Source organism: Roseateles oligotrophus, from assembly GCF_014204525.1.
Classification (GTDB): domain Bacteria; phylum Pseudomonadota; class Gammaproteobacteria; order Burkholderiales; family Burkholderiaceae_C; genus Paucibacter_A; species Paucibacter_A oligotrophus_A.
This window is the reverse complement of the sequence record NZ_JACHLP010000001.1, coordinates 156326-175732: the sequence shown is the minus strand read 5'-3', so window position 1 is coordinate 175732 and position 19407 is coordinate 156326. Positions and strand designations below refer to the sequence as shown.

21 protein-coding genes, 3 tRNA genes and 1 other RNA gene are annotated in these 19407 nt (G+C 65.9%); 14 read left to right on the top strand and 11 right to left on the bottom strand.

What is annotated here, in order from left to right; translation table 11 throughout:
* Nucleotides 1-152: 152 nt before the first annotated feature.
* Nucleotides 153-854, top strand: coding sequence for a YebC/PmpR family DNA-binding transcriptional regulator (locus HNP55_RS00865; protein WP_184295102.1), 702 nt, complete (start codon nt 153-155; stop codon nt 852-854).
* Here the strand turns inward: HNP55_RS00865 and HNP55_RS00860 are convergent.
* Nucleotides 833-2026 (bottom strand): acyltransferase family protein, encoded by a 1194-nt coding sequence (locus HNP55_RS00860; protein WP_184295099.1) that lies wholly within the window; start codon nt 2024-2026, stop codon nt 833-835. The genes HNP55_RS00865 and HNP55_RS00860 overlap by 22 nt on opposite strands.
* A gap of 103 nt (nt 2027-2129) precedes the next feature.
* Here HNP55_RS00860 and HNP55_RS00855 point away from each other — a divergent pair, with 103 nt between their 5' ends.
* From HNP55_RS00855 to HNP55_RS00850, 3 genes are all read left to right on the top strand, one after another.
* A complete protein-coding gene (locus HNP55_RS00855; RefSeq protein ID WP_184295096.1) occupies nt 2130-2732 on the top strand; it encodes a TetR/AcrR family transcriptional regulator in 603 nt (200 codons plus the stop codon).
* A gap of 76 nt (nt 2733-2808) precedes the next feature.
* A complete protein-coding gene (locus tag HNP55_RS24570; protein ID WP_281385214.1) occupies nt 2809-2934 on the top strand; it encodes a hypothetical protein in 126 nt (41 codons plus the stop codon).
* A gap of 246 nt (nt 2935-3180) precedes the next feature.
* Complete coding sequence (locus HNP55_RS00850) at nt 3181-4077, top strand: alpha/beta hydrolase (RefSeq protein ID WP_184295094.1); 897 nt, start codon at nt 3181-3183, stop codon at nt 4075-4077.
* On the opposite strand, the gene ilvD is transcribed toward HNP55_RS00850, so the two are convergent.
* A complete protein-coding gene (gene ilvD / locus HNP55_RS00845; protein WP_184295091.1) occupies nt 4074-5759 on the bottom strand; it encodes a dihydroxy-acid dehydratase in 1686 nt (561 codons plus the stop codon). The genes HNP55_RS00850 and ilvD overlap by 4 nt on opposite strands.
* A 112-nt stretch (nt 5760-5871) precedes the next feature.
* Between ilvD and HNP55_RS00840 the strand changes: the two genes are divergently transcribed.
* Both HNP55_RS00840 and HNP55_RS00835 read left to right on the top strand, forming a co-directional pair.
* Entirely contained in the window at nt 5872-6762 is an 891-nt protein-coding gene (locus HNP55_RS00840; protein WP_184295088.1) for a LysR family transcriptional regulator, read from the top strand.
* Between the two features lie 113 nt (nt 6763-6875).
* Nucleotides 6876-7802, top strand: coding sequence for a tetratricopeptide repeat protein (locus tag HNP55_RS00835; protein ID WP_184295085.1), 927 nt, complete (start codon nt 6876-6878; stop codon nt 7800-7802).
* Here the strand turns inward: HNP55_RS00835 and HNP55_RS00830 are convergent.
* Nucleotides 7799-8299 (bottom strand): hypothetical protein, encoded by a 501-nt coding sequence (locus tag HNP55_RS00830; RefSeq protein WP_184295082.1) that lies wholly within the window; start codon nt 8297-8299, stop codon nt 7799-7801. The two genes, HNP55_RS00835 and HNP55_RS00830, sit on opposite strands and share 4 nt — an antisense overlap.
* 36 nt (nt 8300-8335) lie before the next feature.
* Nucleotides 8336-8851: a GNAT family N-acetyltransferase gene (locus tag HNP55_RS00825; protein WP_184295079.1), complete on the bottom strand. Its 516-nt coding sequence runs from the start codon at nt 8849-8851 to the stop codon at nt 8336-8338.
* A gap of 213 nt (nt 8852-9064) precedes the next feature.
* On the opposite strand from HNP55_RS00825, the gene HNP55_RS00820 reads away from it, so the two are divergent.
* From HNP55_RS00820 to HNP55_RS00795, 6 genes are all read left to right on the top strand, one after another.
* Nucleotides 9065-10012 carry a tetratricopeptide repeat protein gene (locus HNP55_RS00820; protein WP_184295076.1) on the top strand — a complete coding sequence of 316 codons (948 nt, stop codon included), beginning with the start codon at nt 9065-9067 and terminating at the stop codon, nt 10010-10012.
* 77 nt (nt 10013-10089) lie between these two features.
* Nucleotides 10090-10890, top strand: a complete 801-nt coding sequence (gene lgt, locus HNP55_RS00815) for a prolipoprotein diacylglyceryl transferase (protein ID WP_184295074.1) — start codon at nt 10090-10092, stop codon at nt 10888-10890.
* 3 nt (nt 10891-10893) lie between these two features.
* Entirely contained in the window at nt 10894-11616 is a 723-nt protein-coding gene (gene dnaQ / locus HNP55_RS00810; protein WP_184295071.1) for a DNA polymerase III subunit epsilon, read from the top strand.
* Nucleotides 11617-11709: 93 nt separating this feature from the next.
* Nucleotides 11710-11784, top strand: a tRNA-Val gene (locus HNP55_RS00805).
* Between the two features lie 91 nt (nt 11785-11875).
* Nucleotides 11876-11950 (top strand) — tRNA-Val (locus tag HNP55_RS00800).
* Between the two features lie 80 nt (nt 11951-12030).
* A tRNA-Val gene (locus tag HNP55_RS00795) sits at nt 12031-12105 on the top strand.
* Between the two features lie 64 nt (nt 12106-12169).
* Here HNP55_RS00795 and HNP55_RS00790 read toward each other — a convergent pair.
* The 5 genes from HNP55_RS00790 to HNP55_RS00770 all read right to left on the bottom strand — a co-directional run bounded on the left by HNP55_RS00790 (nt 12170) and on the right by HNP55_RS00770 (nt 14847).
* Entirely contained in the window at nt 12170-13462 is a 1293-nt protein-coding gene (locus HNP55_RS00790; protein WP_348648636.1) for an RNA polymerase sigma factor, read from the bottom strand.
* Nucleotides 13459-13869 carry a VOC family protein gene (locus HNP55_RS00785; RefSeq protein WP_184295068.1) on the bottom strand — a complete coding sequence of 137 codons (411 nt, stop codon included), beginning with the start codon at nt 13867-13869 and terminating at the stop codon, nt 13459-13461. Before HNP55_RS00785 ends, HNP55_RS00790 begins: the two co-directional genes overlap by 4 nt.
* 46 nt (nt 13870-13915) lie before the next feature.
* Nucleotides 13916-14010: non-coding RNA, sX9 sRNA (locus tag HNP55_RS00780), on the bottom strand.
* Nucleotides 14011-14071: 61 nt separating this feature from the next.
* Nucleotides 14072-14302, bottom strand: a complete 231-nt coding sequence (locus HNP55_RS00775; protein ID WP_184295065.1) for a DUF4287 domain-containing protein — start codon at nt 14300-14302, stop codon at nt 14072-14074.
* Between the two features lie 170 nt (nt 14303-14472).
* Nucleotides 14473-14847: a YciI family protein gene (locus HNP55_RS00770; protein ID WP_184295063.1), complete on the bottom strand. Its 375-nt coding sequence runs from the start codon at nt 14845-14847 to the stop codon at nt 14473-14475.
* A gap of 206 nt (nt 14848-15053) precedes the next feature.
* On the opposite strand from HNP55_RS00770, the gene HNP55_RS00765 reads away from it, so the two are divergent.
* The gene (locus HNP55_RS00765; RefSeq protein WP_184295060.1) at nt 15054-15320 is read left to right on the top strand and encodes a DUF3297 family protein; all 267 of its coding nucleotides are present in this window, start codon (nt 15054-15056) and stop codon (nt 15318-15320) included.
* Nucleotides 15321-15329: 9 nt separating this feature from the next.
* Here HNP55_RS00765 and glpK read toward each other — a convergent pair whose 3' ends face one another.
* Both glpK and HNP55_RS00755 read right to left on the bottom strand, forming a co-directional pair.
* Entirely contained in the window at nt 15330-16823 is a 1494-nt protein-coding gene (gene glpK / locus HNP55_RS00760; RefSeq protein ID WP_184295057.1) for a glycerol kinase GlpK, read from the bottom strand.
* A gap of 32 nt (nt 16824-16855) precedes the next feature.
* The gene (locus tag HNP55_RS00755; RefSeq protein ID WP_184295054.1) at nt 16856-17620 is read right to left on the bottom strand and encodes a DeoR/GlpR family DNA-binding transcription regulator; all 765 of its coding nucleotides are present in this window, start codon (nt 17618-17620) and stop codon (nt 16856-16858) included.
* Between the two features lie 220 nt (nt 17621-17840).
* On the opposite strand from HNP55_RS00755, the gene glpD reads away from it, so the two are divergent.
* Nucleotides 17841-19406, top strand: coding sequence for a glycerol-3-phosphate dehydrogenase (glpD, locus tag HNP55_RS00750; protein WP_348648658.1), 1566 nt, complete (start codon nt 17841-17843; stop codon nt 19404-19406).
* Nucleotide 19407 lies beyond the last annotated feature (1 nt).

Genomic DNA, 19407 nt, shown 5'->3' with positions numbered 1-19407 from the left:
TTGTGTCTCCTTGTGAGTGGGAGTGTGCCTCAAGCTTGGGGGCCGCTTGTTGCGGTTTTTACCTGAGTGGGGTCGGCCGCGCCCGGTCGCTGCTCGGCCCGCCCCGGCCGGCGGTGGACAATGCGGCATCCCCAATATCAGGAGCAGCCAGCATGGGCGCACAGTGGAAAGCAAAACACAAGGATCTGGCGGCCAATGCCCGCGGGCGCTTGTTCGGCAAACTCAGCAAGGAGTTGATGGTGGCGGCCCGCAACGGCGCCGACCCCGATATGAACCCGCGCCTGCGCATGGTGATGGAGGCGGCGCGCAAGGTCTCCATGCCGCGCGAAACCCTGGAGCGTGCGGTCAAGAAGGGCGCCGGCCTGCTGGGCGACCCGGTGCATTTCGATCTGGTGGCCTACGAGGGCTATGCCCCGCACCGCGTGCCGGTGATCGTCGAATGCCTGACCGACAACGTCAACCGCACCTTTTCCGAGATCCGCGTGCTGTTCCGCAAAGGCCATCTGGGCACGGCCGGCTCGGTGGCCTGGGAGTTTGACCACCTGGGCCTGATCGAGGCCGCGCCCAGCCGCCCCGGCGTGGACGCCGAGGAAGCCGCCATCGAGGCCGGCGCGCAAGACGTGCAGGCGGCGGAGGAGGGCGAGGCCTTGTTCCTGACCGCGCCCAGCGATCTGGACCTGGTGTCGCGCGCCCTGCCTAACTTCGGTTTTACCGTGCACTCGGCCAAGCTGGGTTACCGGCCCAAGACGCCGCTGAGCTTGGGCCCGGCCGAGCTGGAAGAGGTCGAAGCCTTTCTGGCCGCCATCGACGCCCACGACGATGTGCAGGAGATTTACGCCGGCCTGGGCGAGTGAGTTGGGAGCGGCGCTGCCGTTTCAGTTGCTTTGAAGCTGCTGGGCACCCGCCCGTCACGCCAGTTCATCAAGGGCAGCTCCACCAGGCGGTAGAGCAGCCAGCCTAGCGCCAGGCAGGCCAGGGCGATGGCCAGCAAGGTCGTGCCCGATTGCCTGTCCAGCAGCCAAAACTTGGGCAGGGCGAACATCACGGCCTTGTGCGTCAGGTAGATGGAATAAGACCACAGGGCCAGCGAGGCCGCACCCGGCAGCCGCCAGCGTGCCAGGCTGGATGTGGGGCAAAGCCCGGTCAGCAGCAAGAGCCCGAAGCTCCAGGACACCAGGCTGTAGCCGTAGACCGTCATGGCCCGGCCATAGCCATAACCTTCGACGTAGTAGAAATTGAGCAAGCCCCAGGCCGTGAGGCCGCAAGCCAGCAGGCCGCCCAGCAGCAAGACTTGACCCCGCCTCTGCACGGCCGCCCAGGCGCTGGGGTGGAAGTTCTTCAGCAAGGCGATGGCCACGCCGGGCAGCAGGCCATCGGCGCGGGCCAGGGTGGCGTAGTAGATATGGGGGTAGTAGCCGCGGGTGTAACCGTCTACCTCCAGGCCGTGTTCGGCCCACAGGCCGGCCCTCAGCCGGATGGCCAGGCCCACCAGGCCGAACAGCAGCAGCCAGGCCCAGGCGATGGATTTGAGCCAGCGAGCGCTGAATTGGGCCAGCAGCACCACGGCCGGCAGCACGAGATAGAACTGCTCCTCCACGCACAGCGACCAGGCATGCGAGAAGGCCGTGCCCGGCTGCAACTGCCAGTTCTGGGTAAAGGTGAGAAAGCGCCAGAGATCGGGCGGCGTCTTGCCACCCATATAGGTCGGGAACAGAAAATAGGCCGCCAGCACCAGATAGAACACCGGCAGGGTGCGCAGAAAGCGGCGGGCGTAAAAGTTTCGCAGTGACAAGACCTGATCTCGCTGCATGCCGGCAAAGATCTGGTTGGCGATCAGATAGCCGCTCAGCACGAAGAACAGGTCCACGCCGACCCGGCCCAGTGTGCTGGCCCAGCCAAAAGTGGGTTGGCCGCTGACGAAGTCCTGGTAGTGGGTGGCGAAGACCAGCAGGATGGCCAGGGCCCGCAGCGTGTCCAGGCCTTGCAGGCGGGGGTGTGGGGAGCTGGCTTGACGAAAAACATTCATGGGCTGGGCAAGAGAAAGAAGCGCGCGGGCGGCGCATCATGCCATTCGTCACGGAAAAATTTCTGGCTTGCAAGTATTCGCACGGTCGTGCTAAATTCGCGCCATGCAAGCCAAGACAGAACGCAGTGAATCCACCCAGGCCGCCATCGTCGAGACGGCGCTGGAGATGGCCGCGCTGGACGGGCTGGAGAGCCTCAGCATCGGCGAGGTGGCCAAGCGTTTGAATCTGTCCAAGAGCGGGGTGTTTTCACGCATCGGTTCGCGCGAGGCCTTGCAGCGTGCCGTGCTGGCCGAGTTCGACCGGCGTTTTCAGGAGGACATCATGGCCCCGGCCTTGCTGCAACCGCGCGGCCTGCCGCGCCTGGACGCCTTGATCAAGGCCTGGCTGGCGCGTGCCACCCGATCGGGCTCACGCGGTAACTGCCTCTACACGGCGGGTGCCTTCGAGTTTGACGACAGGGACGGCCCACTGCGCGATTTGCTGCTGGACGGCCTGACCCGCTGGCGCCAGGCGCTCAAGCGCTGCCTGATGCAGGCGGTGGAGGCGGGCCATCTGCGCGCCGACCGGGACATCGATCAACTGGCTTTCGAGCTGGACGGCCTGTTCACCGCCCTGGTGCTGGAGGCGCGCTTCATCCGCAACCCCGAGACCGAGAGGCGCGGCCTGCTGGCCTATCAGCGCATCTTGGCGCCCTATATTTTTTAGTCGCCGGGGCTTGCCCCTTTTTTTGAATTATCTTCGCACGGTCGTGCGAAATTTTGAGTGGAAGTGGAGGTGTGTGATGGTCTTGATGCTGATTCCCCTGGGCCTGCTGCTGGGCTTGCTGGGCCTGCTGCGCGCTTACCGTGGCCTGCGCCGTCTATGGCAGTCCATTCCCCGCAGCAATCGCGACTTCTTTCTGGGTTAAACCTAGATTCGGCAGTTGACCGCTCGCTCTGACCTGGAAACATCGATGCCTACGATCATCCCGCTCGTTAACAGACGTCACCATTTGGGTGACAGCGCTACACGCCCGCCTGTCTCGCCAGACGGCACGCTGGCTGCGTTGCTTCTCCTCGTGGGCAGGAGCCCACTTCTTCGGCGCGCCTTGCCCGCGCACCGCCTGGCGAGCCCTTCGGGCGCGTCCAACTGCCGAATCTAGGTTAGAGCGGCCATGAGTCATCCCAACCCTCCGAATCCAGCCAGCTTGTTTTTCGCCGCAGGTGCCAGCCAGCGCCTGCTGCGAGCGCTGATGCGGGCGGCCCAGGCGCTGGGGCCAGGTCTTGCCTCGCGCCTGGCTTTTGCGCTGTTCAGCACGCCCATGCCCTTCAAGAAAACGGTTAGCCCCCAGGTGGCCGCGCCCTGGGTGGCCGAGCCCTGGGAGCTGATGGGCTTGCGCCTGTGCAGCTGGCGGCATCGCGAGCATGAGGCCGCCGCGGCCAGCCGGCCCCGGGTCTTGCTGGTCCATGGCTGGGCCGGCAGCGCCCAGCAGATGCGGCCCTTGGCCGAGCGGCTGTGGGCCCAGGGCTTTGCCCCCATCTTGCTGGACATGCCGGCCCATGGCCACAGCCAGGGTTGGCAAACGCATATGCCGCAGTTTGTGCAGGCCTTGCACGCGGCGGCCCAGCGTTTCGGGCCCTTGCACGGCATCGTGGCCCATTCGCTGGGGGCGGTGGCCGTCAGCCATGCGGTGGCACGCGGCTTGCCGACGGCCCGGCTGGCCTTGATCGCCTGCTCGGCGCCGCCGCGCCAGGTGCTGGGCTGGTTTGCTCAGAGCTTTGGGCTTGGGCGCAAAAGCATGACGCAGATTCAGCAGCGGCTGGAGCGCCTGGGTGCCACGACGCTGGAGACTTTTGAGCCCGCCTGGCTAGGCCCGCGCCTGCCCCAGGCCACGCTGCTGGTGCACGATGAACAAGACCGCGCCGCGCCTTTCGCCCATGCCCAGGCCTTTGCTGCGGCCTTGCCGGACGCTCGCCTGCTGGCGGTACAAGGCCTGGGCCACCGCCGCATCTTGGGCGACGCGGCGGTGGCCCAGGCGGTGGCGGCCCATCTGCGGGGTGAGGGGTTTTAGCTCAGGTCCAGCACCGCACCGCTGCTGGCGCTGGAGGCGTTCTTGGCGAACTTGGCCAGCACGCCGCGGGTGTAGCGCGGGGCGGGGCGTACCCAGGCGCTGCGGCGCCGGGCGATTTCGTCCTCGCTCACGTGCAGCTCCAGCAGCAGCTGGTGGGCGTCGATGGTGATGCGGTCGCCTTCCTGCACCAGGGCGATCAGGCCGCCCTCGAAGGCCTCGGGCGCCACATGGCCGACCACCATGCCCCAGGTGCCGCCGGAGAAGCGACCGTCGGTGATCAGGCCCACCGTCTCGCCCAGGCCCTGGCCGATCAGGGCGCCGGTGGGGGCCAGCATCTCGGGCATGCCGGGGCCGCCCTTGGGGCCCAAGTAACGCAATACCATGACGTCACCGGCCTGGATCTTGCCGGCCAGGATGGCGGCCAGGGCCGTTTGCTCGTCTTCAAACACGCGGGCCGGGCCGCTGATGACGGGGTTCTTCAGGCCGGTGATCTTGGCCACGCAGCCCTCGGGGCTGAGATTGCCCTTCAGAATCGCCAGATGGCCCTGGGCGTAGATGGGCTGGCTGACATCGCGTATCACCTCTTGCTCGGCGCTCAGCTCGGGCACCTCGGCCAGGTTCTCGGCCACGGTCTTGCCGGTGATGGTGATGCAGTCGCCATGCAGCAGGCCGGCCTTCAACAACACCTTCATCACCGCCGGGATGCCGCCGGCCTTGTGCAGGTCCACGGCCAGGAAGCGGCCGCTGGGCTTCAGGTCGCAGAGCACGGGGATCTTCTTGCGCATGCGCTCGAAGTCGTCAATCGTCCAGTCCACCTCGGCCGCATGGGCGATGGCCAGGAAGTGCAAGACGGCATTGGTGGAGCCGCCCGTGGCCATGATGACGGCGACGGCGTTTTCGATTGCCTTCTTGGTGACGATGTCGCGCGGCTTCAGGTCGGCCTTGACGGCGGCCACCAGGTATTCGGCGGCGCGCTGGGTGTTCTCGACCACCTCATCCTCGACGTTAGACATCGATGAGGAATAGGGCAGGCTCATGCCCAGCGCCTCGAAGGCCGAACTCATGGTGTTGGCCGTGTACATGCCGCCGCAGGAGCCGCTGCCGGGGATGGCGCGCTTCTCGATCTGGCAGAAGTCTTCCTCACTCATCTTGCCGGCCGAAAACTGGCCCACGGCCTCGAAGACGCTGACGATGTTGAGGTCTTGCCCCTTGTAATGGCCGGGCTTGATGGTGCCGCCGTAGATGTAGATGGCCGGCACATTGGCGCGCAACATGCCCATCATGCCGCCGGGCATATTCTTGTCGCAGCCGCCGATGACCATCACGCCGTCCAGCCACTGGCCGCCCACACAGGTTTCCACGCAGTCGGCAATCACCTCGCGCGAGACCAGGCTGTACTTCATGCCCTCGGTGCCCATGGCCATGCCGTCGGAAATCGTCGGTGTGCCGAAGAGCTGGGCATTGGCGCCGGCCGCCTTCAGGCCGATGACGGCGGCATCCGCCAGCTTTTGCAGGCCGGAGTTGCAGGGCGTGATGGTGGAGTGGCCGTTGGCAACGCCAATCATGGGCTTGCCGAAGTCGGTCTCCTGATAGCCCATGCCGTAATACATGGAGCGGTTGGGCGCGCGGGCCACGCCCTCGGTGATGTTTTTGGAGCGGCGGTTGGCGGGGGTCTGGCTCATGGGCTGGGGTCCTGGTTGGCGGAAAGCTGCCGCCAGTATCTGCTCGGCAAGACTTCGATTCAAATATATTATTTGCGTGTGATTGATTTGTTTTGGATATGAATGGCCTCGCATGATTGAGCTGAGATCCCTGCGCCAGTTCCTCGCCTTGGCCGAGGAGCTGCACTTTGGCCGCGCCGCCGCGCGCCTGCACATGACCCAGCCACCGCTGACCCAGGCGATTCAAAAGCTGGAGGTGGCCTTGGGCGTCAGCCTGTTCGAGCGCAGCAGCCGCTCGGTGGCCCTGAGCCCGGCCGGTGAGGCCTTGCTGCCCCAGGCCCGGCAGATGCTGGCCCAGGCCCAGGGCTTGCCGGCGCTGGTGCAGGCCGCCGCCAAGGGCGAGAGCGGCCGCCTGCGCCTGGGTTTTGTCTCCACCGTGGGTTATGGCGAGCTGCCGCGCTGGCTGCGCGAATTCCGCGAGCGCTTTCCCGCCATCGCCCTGAGCTTGCGCGAGGCGACGCTGGACGTGCAACTGCCCGACTTCGCCAGCGGCGAGCTGGATCTGGGCTTCATCATCCATGCGCCCGGCGCCTGCCCGCCCGGCTTCGAGCGCCTGCGCATCGCCAGCGAGCCCATGGTGCTGGCCCTCAGCAGCGAGCTGGCACTGGCCAAGCAGGCCAGCCTGCGTGCGGAGCAGGTCTTGCCGCTGCCGCTGGTGATTTTCCCGCGCGCCATCGCGCCCTCGCTCTTCGACGCCGTGCTGGGCTTTTACCAGGCCCAGGGCGCCAGCCCCCGCATCGAGCAGGAGGCCATACAGATGCAGACCATCGTCAATCTGGTTTCGGCCGGCATGGGGGCGGCCTGGGTGCCCGCCAGCGTGCAGGCCTTGGTCCGCGTGGGGGTCAGCTACAAGCCGGTCCTGGGCGGGCCGCCTAGCTGCGAAACCAGCCTGATCTGGCCGCAGGACGCGGCGCCCACGGTGCGGCGTTTTGTTGAACATATTGCCAGCCGTATCTCCGGCTGATAATCGGCGCGCCGCCATCCTTCAGCCACTAGCGTCTGGTGATTCACTTGCGAACGACAGCCCTTGTTTTTTCCGCCGCTCTGCTGCTCGGCCTTGTGCCAGCCCAGGCGGCCGTGTTCAAAGAGCCGCAGCTGCAGCAATTGCTGGAGGCCGAGAAATTCGACGCCCTGGCCCAGGCCGCCCAGCAGCGCCTGAGCCAGGCACCCAAGGACGCCCAGGCCCTGGCCGCGAAGGCGATTGCCGCCACCGGCGCTTATGACGGGCGGGCCCTGGACGAGGCGCTGAGCACGGCGCAGCAATGCGTGGACCTGGCGCCGCGTGAGGCCGTCTGCCATCTGGCCCTGGCGCGGGTGATGGGCCAGCAGGTCTTGATCAGCAGCAAGCTCAAGGCCATTGGCCTGGTGGGCAAGGTGCGCGCCAGCCTGGGCACGGCCTTAGGCCTGGACCCCGATTTGTACGAGGCGCGCAGCAAGCTGGCGCAGATCTATCTGCTGATCCCCGAGTTCCTGGGCGGCAGCGTGGCCAAGGCGCGTGAGCTGGAGTCCGCCATCCGCGGCAAGGCGCCCGAGCAGGCACGCCTGCTGCGCTCGCTGATCCTGGCCCGTGAGGAACAATGGGATGAGGCCGAGCGCGAGCTGATGGCCGTGCGCGTCGGCGAGGACGCGGCCCTGGCCGAAGATGTGCGCAATGCCTACGGCGAGCTGGGCCGCCACTGGATCAAGAGCCAGCAGTTCGAGCGCGTCAAGCGCATGTACGAACAGTTGCAGAAGGACCAGCCTGGCCAGGCCGCGCCCTATTACTACCTGGCCAGACTGGCCCAGGAGCTGGAGCGCCCGGCCGAGGCCATCCCGCTGTTCGAGAAAGCCAGCAAGCTGGCCGGCGCCGGCGGCCTGCCCATAGACCACCGCCTGGGCGACGCCTTCGCGGCCGTGGGCCAGGTGGACGCGGCGCGGCAGGCTTATCAGCGCTATCTGGCCAGCAAGCGGGCCGAGCCCGGCCATGTGAAGGACGCACGCAAGAGCCTGGCCGCCTTGGCTTAGGTCTTGTCGCCCTTGGCGCGAAGGCGTCGCAAGCTCAGCGCGGCCAGGCCGAAAAGCCCCAGGCCCATGCAAAGCAGGTGCAGCCCGGTCAGCGAGATGAGGCCATGCAATCCGTTCGCCTCGCTGAAGGGGGCGAATGGGCGAATGTCCGTGTGCATGATGCTGTCCAACACGATGTGGGTGTAGGCGCCAAGGCCGGCGCCAAGCGCAACGGGCTTGATGGCCAGTGAGCGCCAAGACAGCAGGTCGGGCAGCCAGAACCGGGCTGCAAACCAGCGCATTCCCATGAAAAGACAGATCGTTGCGATCATGACGAGGGTGGCGCCGATATAGGTATGGAAGAAGGCGTGCAGGGGGTGCTGGCGCTGCATCAGCTTGTACAGAACCTCGAGGTCGATCAAGACATTTGCCGCACAGAATGAAAGAAAGCTGACGGTCTTTGGCGCCGCGCCATGCAGCGCGGCACCGAGACCAAAGTGGAAGGGTGTTATCGGCATGCGGCGGATGATACATAACGTCTTAAATTGACGTCACTAGATGGCGGTTCGCTGGCCTGGCTGTGATTGCGCCGCGGCCTCGGCCAGCGGCAATTCCAGTACCACCTCGTTCCCGTCGATCCGGCCGGTGTGCCGGAAACCAAGCGAGAGGTAGAAGGGCTCGGGGCAGCCCGGGCCGGGCACGTAGGAGAGCTGCAGGCGGGTGAACAAACCCTTGTCGCGGACATGCTCGATGACCCGCAGCAAGCCGGCCCGCCCGACGCCACGGCCCTGGAACTTGGCGTCCACCATGAAGCGCCAGACGCTGACCTCGGGCCGCAGCGGTGGCGGCGATCGCAGGGACTCGTCCTCCAGCATGACGAATCCCGCCAGTTCCTCGCCGAGATAGATGGCGCGATACCAGGCTTCGGGTGCAAACAGTGCTTGGGCCAGCGACACCGCATTGGGCGCGACAAACCCTTGTTGATCCTCGGCCACCGACAGCCGGGTCACCGCGCGCACCGTTTCGGCGCTGATTTCGCGCAAGGAGACGGTTTGGGTTGTAGGGTTCATTTGTTCGTAGCCTTCCAATTAATCGCTATTGCTCTGCTTGCGACGACAGTTTTCGTAGGACAGTGCACAAGCCCCTCCTGGTGAATACCCGGCCAACTGGCGGTCTCCGGCTTCGTTCTAATGACTTCAACCGGAGGCCATCAGATGGTAGAAGCATGTGGACTGACAAGAAGCATCAAAATTTGCTTGCCTGGTTTGCTGGCTGTAGCCGCAGTGTCAGCGCAGGCACAGCTGTTCAAGGACGCGCAATGGCAGGCCTGGGCCGATAGCGGCAAGCTGGCCGAGCTGGAGCGTGCCGCCACGGCCCGGCAGGCCGCCCAGGCCGATGACGAGCAGGCGGCCGTGGCCCTGGCCCTGGTGGCCATGGATAACGGCGAAACCAAGCGCTTGGAGGCCGCCCTCCAGCCCGTGCAAGCCTGTGTGGAGCGCAAGCCCGATTCGGCCGCCTGCGCCTATGCCCTGGGTTCTTTGCAAGGCATGCAGGCGATGCGGGGCGGCATGATGACGGCGATCCGCTTGTCGGGCAGCATCAAGACCCAGTTGCAACGCGCCGTGGAGTTGGATCCCCTGCTGTTCGAGGCCCGCGAGGCCTTGCTGCAGTTCTACCTGATGGCGCCCGGTGTGGCCGGTGGCAGCGTGAGCAAGGCGCGCGAGTTGGCCGCCGCGGCCCAGGCCAGGCAACCCGAACATGCCAAGCTGCTGCGTGCCAGCATTGCCGGCCAGGAGGACAAGCCGGCCGAGACGGAGCGCGAACTGGCCAGCGTGCGGCCCGGTGCCGACTTGGGGCTGCAGAGCGCCTTGCGCGAGGCCTGGTTTGCGCTGGGCAGCCAGTACTTCAGCCTCAAGCAACTGCCCAATGCCAAGCGTGTGTTTGAGCAGATGCAGCGCGACTACCCCGGCTGGGCGGCCGGCTTTTACGGTGCCGGCCGGGTGCTGACCGAGATGGGGCAGGCGGACGAGGCCATCCAGAATCTGGAGCTGGCCCGCAAACTCGACGGTGCCGACAAGCTGCCGGTGGACCACCGTCTGGGCCTGGCCCTGCTGGCCAAGGGCGACAAGCCCCAGGCCAGGCTGGCGCTGCAGCGTTTTGTCAGCAGCGCCAAGCACCCCAATCCGCGCAATCTGGAAGACGCGAAGAAAAAGCTGGCTGAACTCGGCTGAACCCGCTCCCGGCGCTGGGGGCGGAGGGGGCTGGCTATGATGCCGGCCTTATTCCTCGCAGCACAGGACCAGCCATCATGTGGGTTCATCCCCAGTTCGACCCCGTCGCCATTCAACTCGGCCCCTTCGCCATCCACTGGTATGGCCTGACCTATCTGGCCGCCTTCGGCATGTTTCTGTGGCTGGCCAACAAGCGTGTGCGCCAGCCGCAATGGGCCGCCGGTGGCTGGAGTTCGAGGGATGTGGACGATCTGCTGTTCTTCGGCGTCTTGGGCGTGGTGCTGGGCGGGCGCCTGGGCTATTGCCTGTTCTACAAGCCCGACTACTACCTCCACAATCTGGGCGAGGTGCTGGCGGTCTGGAAGGGCGGCATGGCTTTCCATGGTGGCCTGCTGGGCGTGATCGTGGCCATGGCGGTGTTCGCCAAATTGCGCGGCCGGCGCTTCTTTGAGGTCACCGATCTGATCGCCCCCTGCGTGCCCACCGGCCTGGCGGCCGGCCGGGTGGGCAACTTCATCAACGGCGAGCTGTGGGGCCGGGTGGCCGAGCCCAGCCTGCCCTGGGCCATGGTGTTCCCGCAATCGGGCACGGCCGATCCGCGCCATCCTTCGCCGATTTATCAGTTCCTGGGCGAGGGCGTGTTCCTGGGCCTGCTGATGTGGTTTTACGCGCGCAGTCCGCGCGCCACCGGCCAGGTGTCGGGCCTGTTTCTGATCGGCTATGGCGCGCAGCGCTTCGTCACCGAGTTCTTCCGCCAGCCCGATGACTTCCTGGGCCTGCGGGCCTTCGATCTGAGTCAGGGACAATGGCTGTCCCTGCCCATGATCGCGGCCGGCGTTGCGATCTGGCTGTACGCCGGCAAGACCAAGAAAAACTGAGTTATGCGCCAAATCTTCTTCGACACCGAAACCACCGGCCTGCAGGCCGAGGGCGGCGACCGCATCATCGAAATCGGCTGCGTCGAGATGATCAACCGCCAGCTGACTGGCAACAATCTGCACCTCTACATCAACCCCCAGCGCGCCAGCCACGAGGATGCGCTGCGGGTGCACGGCCTGACCGAGGCTTTTCTGTCGGACAAGCCGCTGTTCGCCCAGATCGCCGAGCAGTTGCTGGGCTTTCTGGCCGGTGCCGAGCTGGTCATTCACAACGCGCCCTTCGACATCGGCTTCGTCAATGCCGAGCTGAAGCGCTTGCGCAAGCCGCCCATCACCGATGTGGTGGGCAGCGTGCGCGACACCTTGCTGATGGCGCGCGATATGTTCCCCGGCAAGGCCAATTCCCTGGACGCCTTGTGTCGCCGCCTGGAGGTGGACAACTCCAACCGCAAGCTGCACGGCGCCTTGCTGGATGCCGAGTTATTGGCCGAGGTCTATATCCGCCTGACCCGGGGCCAGGACTCCCTGGTGATGGACGATGCCGGCGAGGCCGGCTCGGACTCGAACGAATTTCGCGTCGCGGCCCTGGACCTGCGCGGCTTCGATCTGCCCGTGCCCCAGGCCAGCGCGGACGAACTGGCCGCGCATGAGAAAGTGCTGCTGGAACTGGACAAGGCCAGCGGCGGCAAGCGCATTTGGAAGGCGCCCGAGCAAATTTCCGCATGAGGTTTTGCTTTGGCCCAGGAAAAGCATGGCATAATCGTGGGCTTCCCGGTTAGCGAGATTTGCGAAAGCAGATTGAGCAAATGTGACCAGACCGGGCGGTTAGCTCAGTGGTAGAGCACTGCCTTCACACGGCAGGGGTCGCAGGTTCGAACCCTGCACCGCCCACCAGTCTTTTTGACGATGAACTCGGCAATCGTATCGAGCGCCATCTTCAGCCAGGCTGCGGTCAGAAGTTTGAAAATTCCCGGCACGATCAACCGGGCGGTTAGCTCAGTGGTAGAGCACTGCCTTCACACGGCAGGGGTCGCAGGTTCGAACCCTGCACCGCCCACCAGTTGTTTTGATGATGATGAGCCCGGCAATCGCATCGGGCCCAGGCATCACGAGGTTTTATCAAACCCGGTACCCGATACCGGGCGGTTAGCTCAGCGGTAGAGCACTGCCTTCACACGGCAGGGGTCGCAGGTTCGAACCCTGCACCGCCCACCAGAACAAGCCCGCAAGGTCGAGAGACTTTGCGGGCTTTTCCTTTTTCGCTGCCTCCGGTGCCCGATCAAGCGCCGGTCTGCGCCTTCAGCCTCTGCGCCCGCGTCAGCATCTGCAGGCGGTCCTGCGCATTGCCGCTCAGGGCGGCGGCGGTTTCAAAAGCCCGGCCGGCCTGTTCGGCCTGCCCCAGCTTCTCCAGCAAATCGCCCTGCACGGCGGGCAGCCAGGGGTAGTTTTGCAGGGCGGGGTCTTGCAGCAGGGGCGCCAGCAGCTGCAGGCCCGCGGCCGGGCCCTGGTGCATGGCGTGGGCGACCACCCGGTTGAGGGCGATGACGGGCGAGGGGCGCAGGCGGTAGAGTGCCAGGTAGAGCGCATCGACTCTGGCCCAATCGGTCTGATCCGTGCTGGGCGCGCGGGCGTGGCAGGCGGCGATGGCGGCCTGCAGTCCGTAAGGGCCCAGCTCGGCCTCGCGCTGCGCCGCCAGTGCCAGCGCCCGCAGGCCTTGCTCGATCAGGCCCTGGTCCCACAGGCTGCGATCTTGTGCTTCCAGCAGCACCGGGCGGCCCTGCGCATCGCTGCGTGCCGGCAGCCGCGAGGCTTGCAAGGCCATCAAGGCCAGCAGGCCCTGGGCCTCGGCGGACTGGGGCTGGATTTGGCTCAGCAGGCGGCCCAGGCGCAAGGCCTCCCGGCATAGCGCGGGGCGGGTCGAGTCGGCGCCGCTGCTGGCGGCATAGCCTTCGTTGAAGATCAGGTAGATCACCTCCAGCACCGAGGCCAGGCGCTGCTGCAAAGCCGGGCCGCGTGGCAAGTCGAAGGGCAGCTCGGCCTCCTTGATGCGGCGCTTGGCGCGCACGATGCGTTGGGCCATGGTGGCCTCGGGCAGCAGGTAGGCGCGGGCGATCTCCTGCGTCGTCAGGCCGCCCAGCAGTTTGAGCGTTAACGCCACCCGGCTCTCGGCTGCCAGCTCGGGATGGCAGGCGACGAAGATCAGGCGCAGCATATCGTCACCCACCTCGTCCTGGCGCGCGCGGTCCAGCGCCTCCAGAAAATCGGGCGCCCTATGCTGCTCCAGTGCCAATAGGTCCTGAGCCAGTTCTTCCTGGCGCAGCTGCGCCATCTTGCGGTGGCGCAGCTGGTCGAAAGCGCGGTTCTTGGCCGTGCTCATCAGCCAGGCGCCGGGCTTGTCGGGCAGGCCTTGCGAGGGCCAATGCTCCAGGGCGGCCAGCAAGGCCTCCTGGGCAAGGTCCTCGGCCAGGTCCAGGTCGCGCAGCAGGCGGCTGAGGGTGGCCACCAGCTTGGGCGATTCCTGCCGCCAGAGGGTGGCAATGGCCTGGTACAGATCGGCGGGCAAGGCGCTCAAACCTGGGCCGGGGCGGCCTTCTCGTCCATCCAGAACACCTCCCACTGGTGGCCGTCCGGATCGGCGAAACCGTGCTGGTACATAAAGCCCATATCGCGCGGCTCGTTTGGCGTCGTGCCGCCCGCGCCCAGGGCCTTGCGTACCAGCTCGTCGACCTCGGCCCGGCTGTCGCAACTCAGGGCGATCAGCAGCTGGGTGCTTTTGTGGGCATCCGAGATGGGCAGCTTGGTGAAGCTCTGGAAAAAAGGCTCCACCAGCAGCATGGCGTAGATGTTGTCGGCGATCTGCAGGCAGGCACCTTGCTCGTTGCTGAACTGCGGGTTGAAGTGCAGGCCCAGGGCTTGGAAAAAGGCCCGTGAGCGCGCCATATTCTTGATGGGCAGGTTGACGAAAATTTGGCGAAGCATGCTGGGTTCTTTCTGTGGCTATGGGGTGGTGGTCGCGGCGCCTGCGGGCCGACAAGCGCTCAGAGGGTGAGAACTTTTGTAGCGAGCGGTCGTCAGGCTAGGCGGACGGAGCGCAGGAACCGGAACGTACTCCCTGTACGTGAGGATTCCGAGCACCGTCCAACGACGCATGGCGGCCGCGCAGTAAAAAGTTCTCACCCTCTCAGGCCTGACCTTCCTTCTTGAGCCCCTTGAGCAGGGCGTAAATCGCCATGGCGTGACCATGGCCCAGGGCAAAGTCCTGCTTGATCCAGTCGACGATCTGGGTGGCTTTGATCTCGGCGCTGAGGGTCGGCCCCGTCATCCAGCCCTTGGCCTTGGCCAGGGCCTTGAAGTCCGCCGGGCTTTTGCCGGTCTTGCTTTGAATGGTGTCGAGATAGGCTTGGAAAGACATGGTGATGAGGGCTCCGAACAGGCGCTGCGGTGGAATGAAGCAAGGCTGCGGCTGGGCCGCAGGGTCTGCAAGCGGGTGAGTCAAACAATCCTCCCGCGCTTCATGAGGAACGACGAAGCAGGTGGAGCGATTTCGACCGGAAACCCGGCTTTGGGTAGGAATACCCTTTCTCAGGCCTGGCCCTCGCTGCCGTCAAAGCAGGGGGCCAGGCGGCGCAGTTCCACCGTGGCCCATTGGGCGGCCGGGCAGCGTTGGGCGATCTCCAGGGCTTCGGCGTGGCTGACGTTTTGCAGCAGGAAAAAGCCGCCAATCATTTCCTTGGCCTCGGCAAAAGGGCCGTCGGTGATTTGCATACGGCCCTGCGGGCCGCTGCGCACGCGCTGGGCGCCCTGGTGCGAGCCCAGCGACTCGGCGGCCTTCAACTGCCGCTTGTCATGCAGGGCGGCGCCAAAGGCCGCCATCTGGGCGTACAAGGCTTCACCCTCGGCGCGGCTGCGCTCACTGCGTTGGGCCGGGTCTTCGATGATCAGCAAGGCGTAGGACATGATCTCCCCTCTGTCTGGTTTTGGGTCTGCGCCTAGTTTAGGAGTCTGTCGGCGACCCAAGCCCGACAGACTCCTGGCCCTGGCGGCTTTTCAAACAGAGTTTTGCCTGGCCGGCCGGCTGGGCTCGCAAATCCGCGAAAATCGGCGCTGCAATTCAAAGCGCCTGCGCCAAGCAGCCAGGCAGAACGAACAGAGAAGCCAGAACTATGAGCGAAAACCAAGCCTCCACCCCAAGCGATTCCCGTCCGCCCATTCCCGACCATCTGTCGGTCGATCCGCGCAGCCCGCACCATGATGCGGCCGTGTTCGAGCACGAGATCGGCATCCGTTTCAACGACAAGGAGCGCTCCGACGTCGAGGAATACTGCATCAGCGAAGGCTGGATCAAGTTCCGCGCCGGCAAGACCGTGGACCGCAAGGGTCAGCCCCTGATGCTCAAGCTCAAGGGCCGGGTCGAAGCCTTCTACCGTTGATCCGCTGATTCAGACCGTCACGGTCTGGCGCACCGCGCGCTCCCAGTCGGCCATCAGGCCCTGGGCGCGTTCGCGGCTCAGCGTGGGGTGGAAGACCCGCTCCGCCCGCCAGTGCTGCTCCAGATCGCCCAGGTTCTTGAACACGCCGGTGCTCAGGCCGGCCAGATAGGCGGCGCCCAGGGCGGTGGTCTCGATCACCCGGGGCCGCAGCACCGGGATGCCCAGCAGATCGGCCTGGAACTGCATCAGCAGATTGTTGACGCAGGCGCCGCCGTCCACCCGCAGCTCGGTCACCGGCGCGGCGCCCGCGGCCACCGCGTCGCTGCTCATGGCCTGCAGCAGGGCGGCGCTCTGGAAGGCAATGCTTTCCAGCGCCGCACGCGCGATGTGAGCCATCGTGCTACCCCTTGTTAAGCCCACGATGGCGCCGCGCGCCTGCGGCTGCCAGTAGGGCGCGCCCAGGCCGGTGAAGGCCGGCACAAACATCACCCCGCCGGCATCGGGCACGCTCTCGGCCAGGCCTTGCACCTCCTGGCTGTTTGAAAAAGCATGCAGGCCGTCGCGCAACCACTGCACCACCGCGCCGCCGATGAAGACGCTGCCCTCCAGCGCAAACTCCGGCCTGGCGCTGGCCTGGGCGGCACTGGTGCTGATCAGGCCGTTGGCCGAGCTTTGGAACTGCTCGCCGGTGTGCATCAGCATGAAGCAGCCGGTGCCATAGGTGTTCTTGGCCATGCCGGCCTTGAAGCAGGCCTGGCCGAAGAGGGCGCTTTGCTGATCGCCCGCCACGCCGCCAATCGCGATCTCGGCGCCCAGATGCCTGGCCGCCGCCTGGCCGTAGACATGGGCACTGGGGTGGACCTCGGGCAGCAGCGCGCGCGGGATCTGCAGCAGGGCCAGCAGCTCCTCATCCCATGCATTGCTGCGCACATTGAAGAGCAGGGTGCGCGAGGCATTGCTGACGTCGGTGGCGTGGATGCGGCCCTCGCTCAGCCGCCACATCAGCCAGCTGTCCACCGTGCCAAAGGCCAGTTCGCCGCGTTCGGCCTGGGCGCGCGCGCCGGGCACATGGTCCAGCAGCCATTTGAGCTTGCTGCCGGAGAAATAGGCGTCGATCACCAGGCCGGTTTTTTCCCGCACCAGGCCGCTCAGGCCCTGGGCGCGCAGCTCGGCGCAAATGGGTTCGGCGCGGCGGTCCTGCCAGACGATGGCGTGATGCACGGGCTGGCCGGTCTTGCGGTTCCACAGCACCGTGGTCTCGCGCTGGTTGGTGATGCCCAAAGCCTTGATCTGCTGCGCTTGCAGGCCGGCCTTGGCCAGGGCCTCGCGGGCGGTGGCCAGCTGGCTGTCCCAGATTTCGTCTGCGTCGTGCTCGACCCAGCCGGGCTGGGGAAAGATCTGGCGGAACTCGCGCTGCGCCATGGCCAAGATCCGGCCGGTGGCGTCGAACACGATGCTGCGGGAGCTGGAGGTGCCCTGGTCGAGGGCGAGCAGATAGGTCATGGCCGTCGGTAATTTTCGTTAGCTTGCTGGTGTCAGTCCGCCACCACCAGCTCCACGCCCGCGTCCCGCATCAGGCTGGGGAAGGGCTCGGGCGGCTGGGCGTCGGTGAACAAGGCGTCGATCTGGGCCAGGCGAGCCACCTCGGCCATGGCGGGGCGTTTGAATTTGCTGTGGTCGCTGGCGACCCAGACCTCGCGCGAGTGTTCGATGATGGTGCGGGCCACCATCACCTCGCGGTAGTCGAAGTCGCGCAGCGAGCCGTCTTCCTCGATGCCGGAGATGCCGACCAGGCCGATGTCGACCTTGAACTGGCGGATGAAGTCCACCGCCGCCTCGCCGATGACGCCGCGGTCGCGCGAGCGCACCACGCCGCCCACCATCACCAGCTCGCAGTCCGGGTTGTCGGCCAGGATCATGGCCACATTCAGATTGTTGGTGATGACGCGCAGGCCCTGGTGCTTGAGCAGTTCGCGGGCCACGGCCTCGGTGGTCGTGCCCAGATTCAGGATCAGCGAGCAGCCGGCCGGGATGCGCTGGGCGATGGCGCGGGCGATGCGTGCCTTGCCCTCGGCGTGCAAGGCCTGGCGTTGGCGGTAGGCGATGTTTTCGGTGGTGCTGGCGGGGACGCGCACGCCGCCGTGGAAGCGGGCGACCAGGCCGGCCTCGGCCATGCGCTGCACATCGCGGCGCACCGTTTGCAGGGTGACGCCGAATTTTTCGGCCAGGGCTTCGACGCTGATCGAGCCGCGCGCGCGCACTTCGGCGAGCAGCTCTGTTTGACGGAGATTGGGAACCATGGTGCCAAGTGTAGAGGGCGGCTCGCAGGTGCTTCGGATGAGCCTGAAACGCGCCAATTCGCGTCGTGTCCCAGCCTAATTGGAATCAAATCGAATGAGAAATCTGGTTAACCCTGTGTTGATTCGCACGGAAACGCGTTAAAAACGAAAAAGAAAGACAGAATAACGAATCTTTCGATCTTGGAGACTGTTTGTGAATGCCAGGGAAAAGCCCGCTGCCGTGACGGCGGAGCGAAATTCAGATCAGGGCGATTGGCTGGACGTGCTCGTCGTCGGCGGTGGCATCAATGGCGCGGGCATCGCGCGTGATCTGGCCGGGCGGGGCTGGAAGGTCTTGCTGTGCGAGCGGGATGATCTGGCCTCGCACACCTCCTCGTCCTCGACCAAGCTGATCCACGGCGGCCTGCGCTATCTGGAGTATTACGAGTTCTCCCTGGTCCGCAAGGCCTTGCAGGAGCGCGAGCTGCTGCTCAAGAGCGCCCCCCACATCATGTGGCCGCTGCGCTTTGTGATGCCGCACGACGCGGCCATGCGCCCGGCCTGGATGATACGCATGGGCATATTTTTGTACGACCATCTGGCCCGCCGCGAGGTCTTGCCGGGCTCCAGCAGCGTGCAGCTGCGCCGCTCGCCCCTGGGCGCGCCGCTCAAGGCCAGGTATGAGCGCGGCTTTGTCTATTCCGACGGCTGGGTGGATGACGCTCGCCTGGTCCTGCTGAATGCCCTGGACGCCCAGGCAAAAGGGGCGGAGATCCTGACCCGCAGCCCCTGCACCCGCGTCAAGCGTGATGCCCAGGGCTGGACGGCCCATATCCAGACCCCGGCGGGTGAGCGTATCGTGCGCGCCCGTGCCCTGGTGAATGCGGCCGGGCCCTGGGCGGAGTCTTTTTTGCGCGAATGCACTGAGGCCGCCCGCGGCGAGACCCTGGCGACCAAGAGCCTGCGCCTGGTCAAGGGCAGCCACATCATCGTCAAGCGCTGCTTCGAGCACGACCACGCCTATATCTTCCAGAACCCCGACAAGCGCATCATCTTCGCCATCCCCTACGAGCGTGACTACACCTTGATCGGCACCACCGATGTGGAACTGCCGCAGGCGGCCATCGCGGGCGGGGCCAAGGCCGAGATCGATGCGCAGGAGGTGGCCTATCTGTGCGAGCAGGCCAGCCGTTATTTCGAGAAACCGGTCGAGCGCGAGGATGTGGTCTGGAGCTATGCCGGCGTGCGCCCGCTGCTGGACGATGCCTCCGGCGACGCTTCGGCCGTGACCCGCGACTATTCGCTGGAGAGCAATACCCAGGGCGCGCCCTTGCTGAGCGTGTGGGGCGGCAAGATCACCACCTTCCGCAAGCTGGCCGAGGATGCGGCCGATCTGCTGGGCGAGATGCTGGGCCAGCCGGCCCGCCCGGCCTGGACCGAGAAAGCCTATCTGCCCGGTGGCGAGCTGAGCGCCTGGATAGGCCGGCCGCAGCGCCCCGATACCGATTTCGAGCGCCTGGTGCAGGCGGTGCAAAAACGCTATGCCTATCTGCCCGAGCCGCTGGCGCGGCGCCTCTCCAGAGCCTATGGCGCGCGCATCTCGCGGGTGCTGGGCGCGGCGGCGACGATCGCCGATCTGGGGGCCGAGGTGGCGCCCGGCTTGTACGAGATCGAGCTGCGCTATCTGCAGCGCGAGGAGTGGGCGCTGTCGGCCGAGGACGTGCTGTGGCGCCGCTCCAAGCTGGGCCTGCATTACGACGCGGCCCAGCGGGCGCGGGTGAGCGCCTGGTTCGCAGATCAAACCTGAC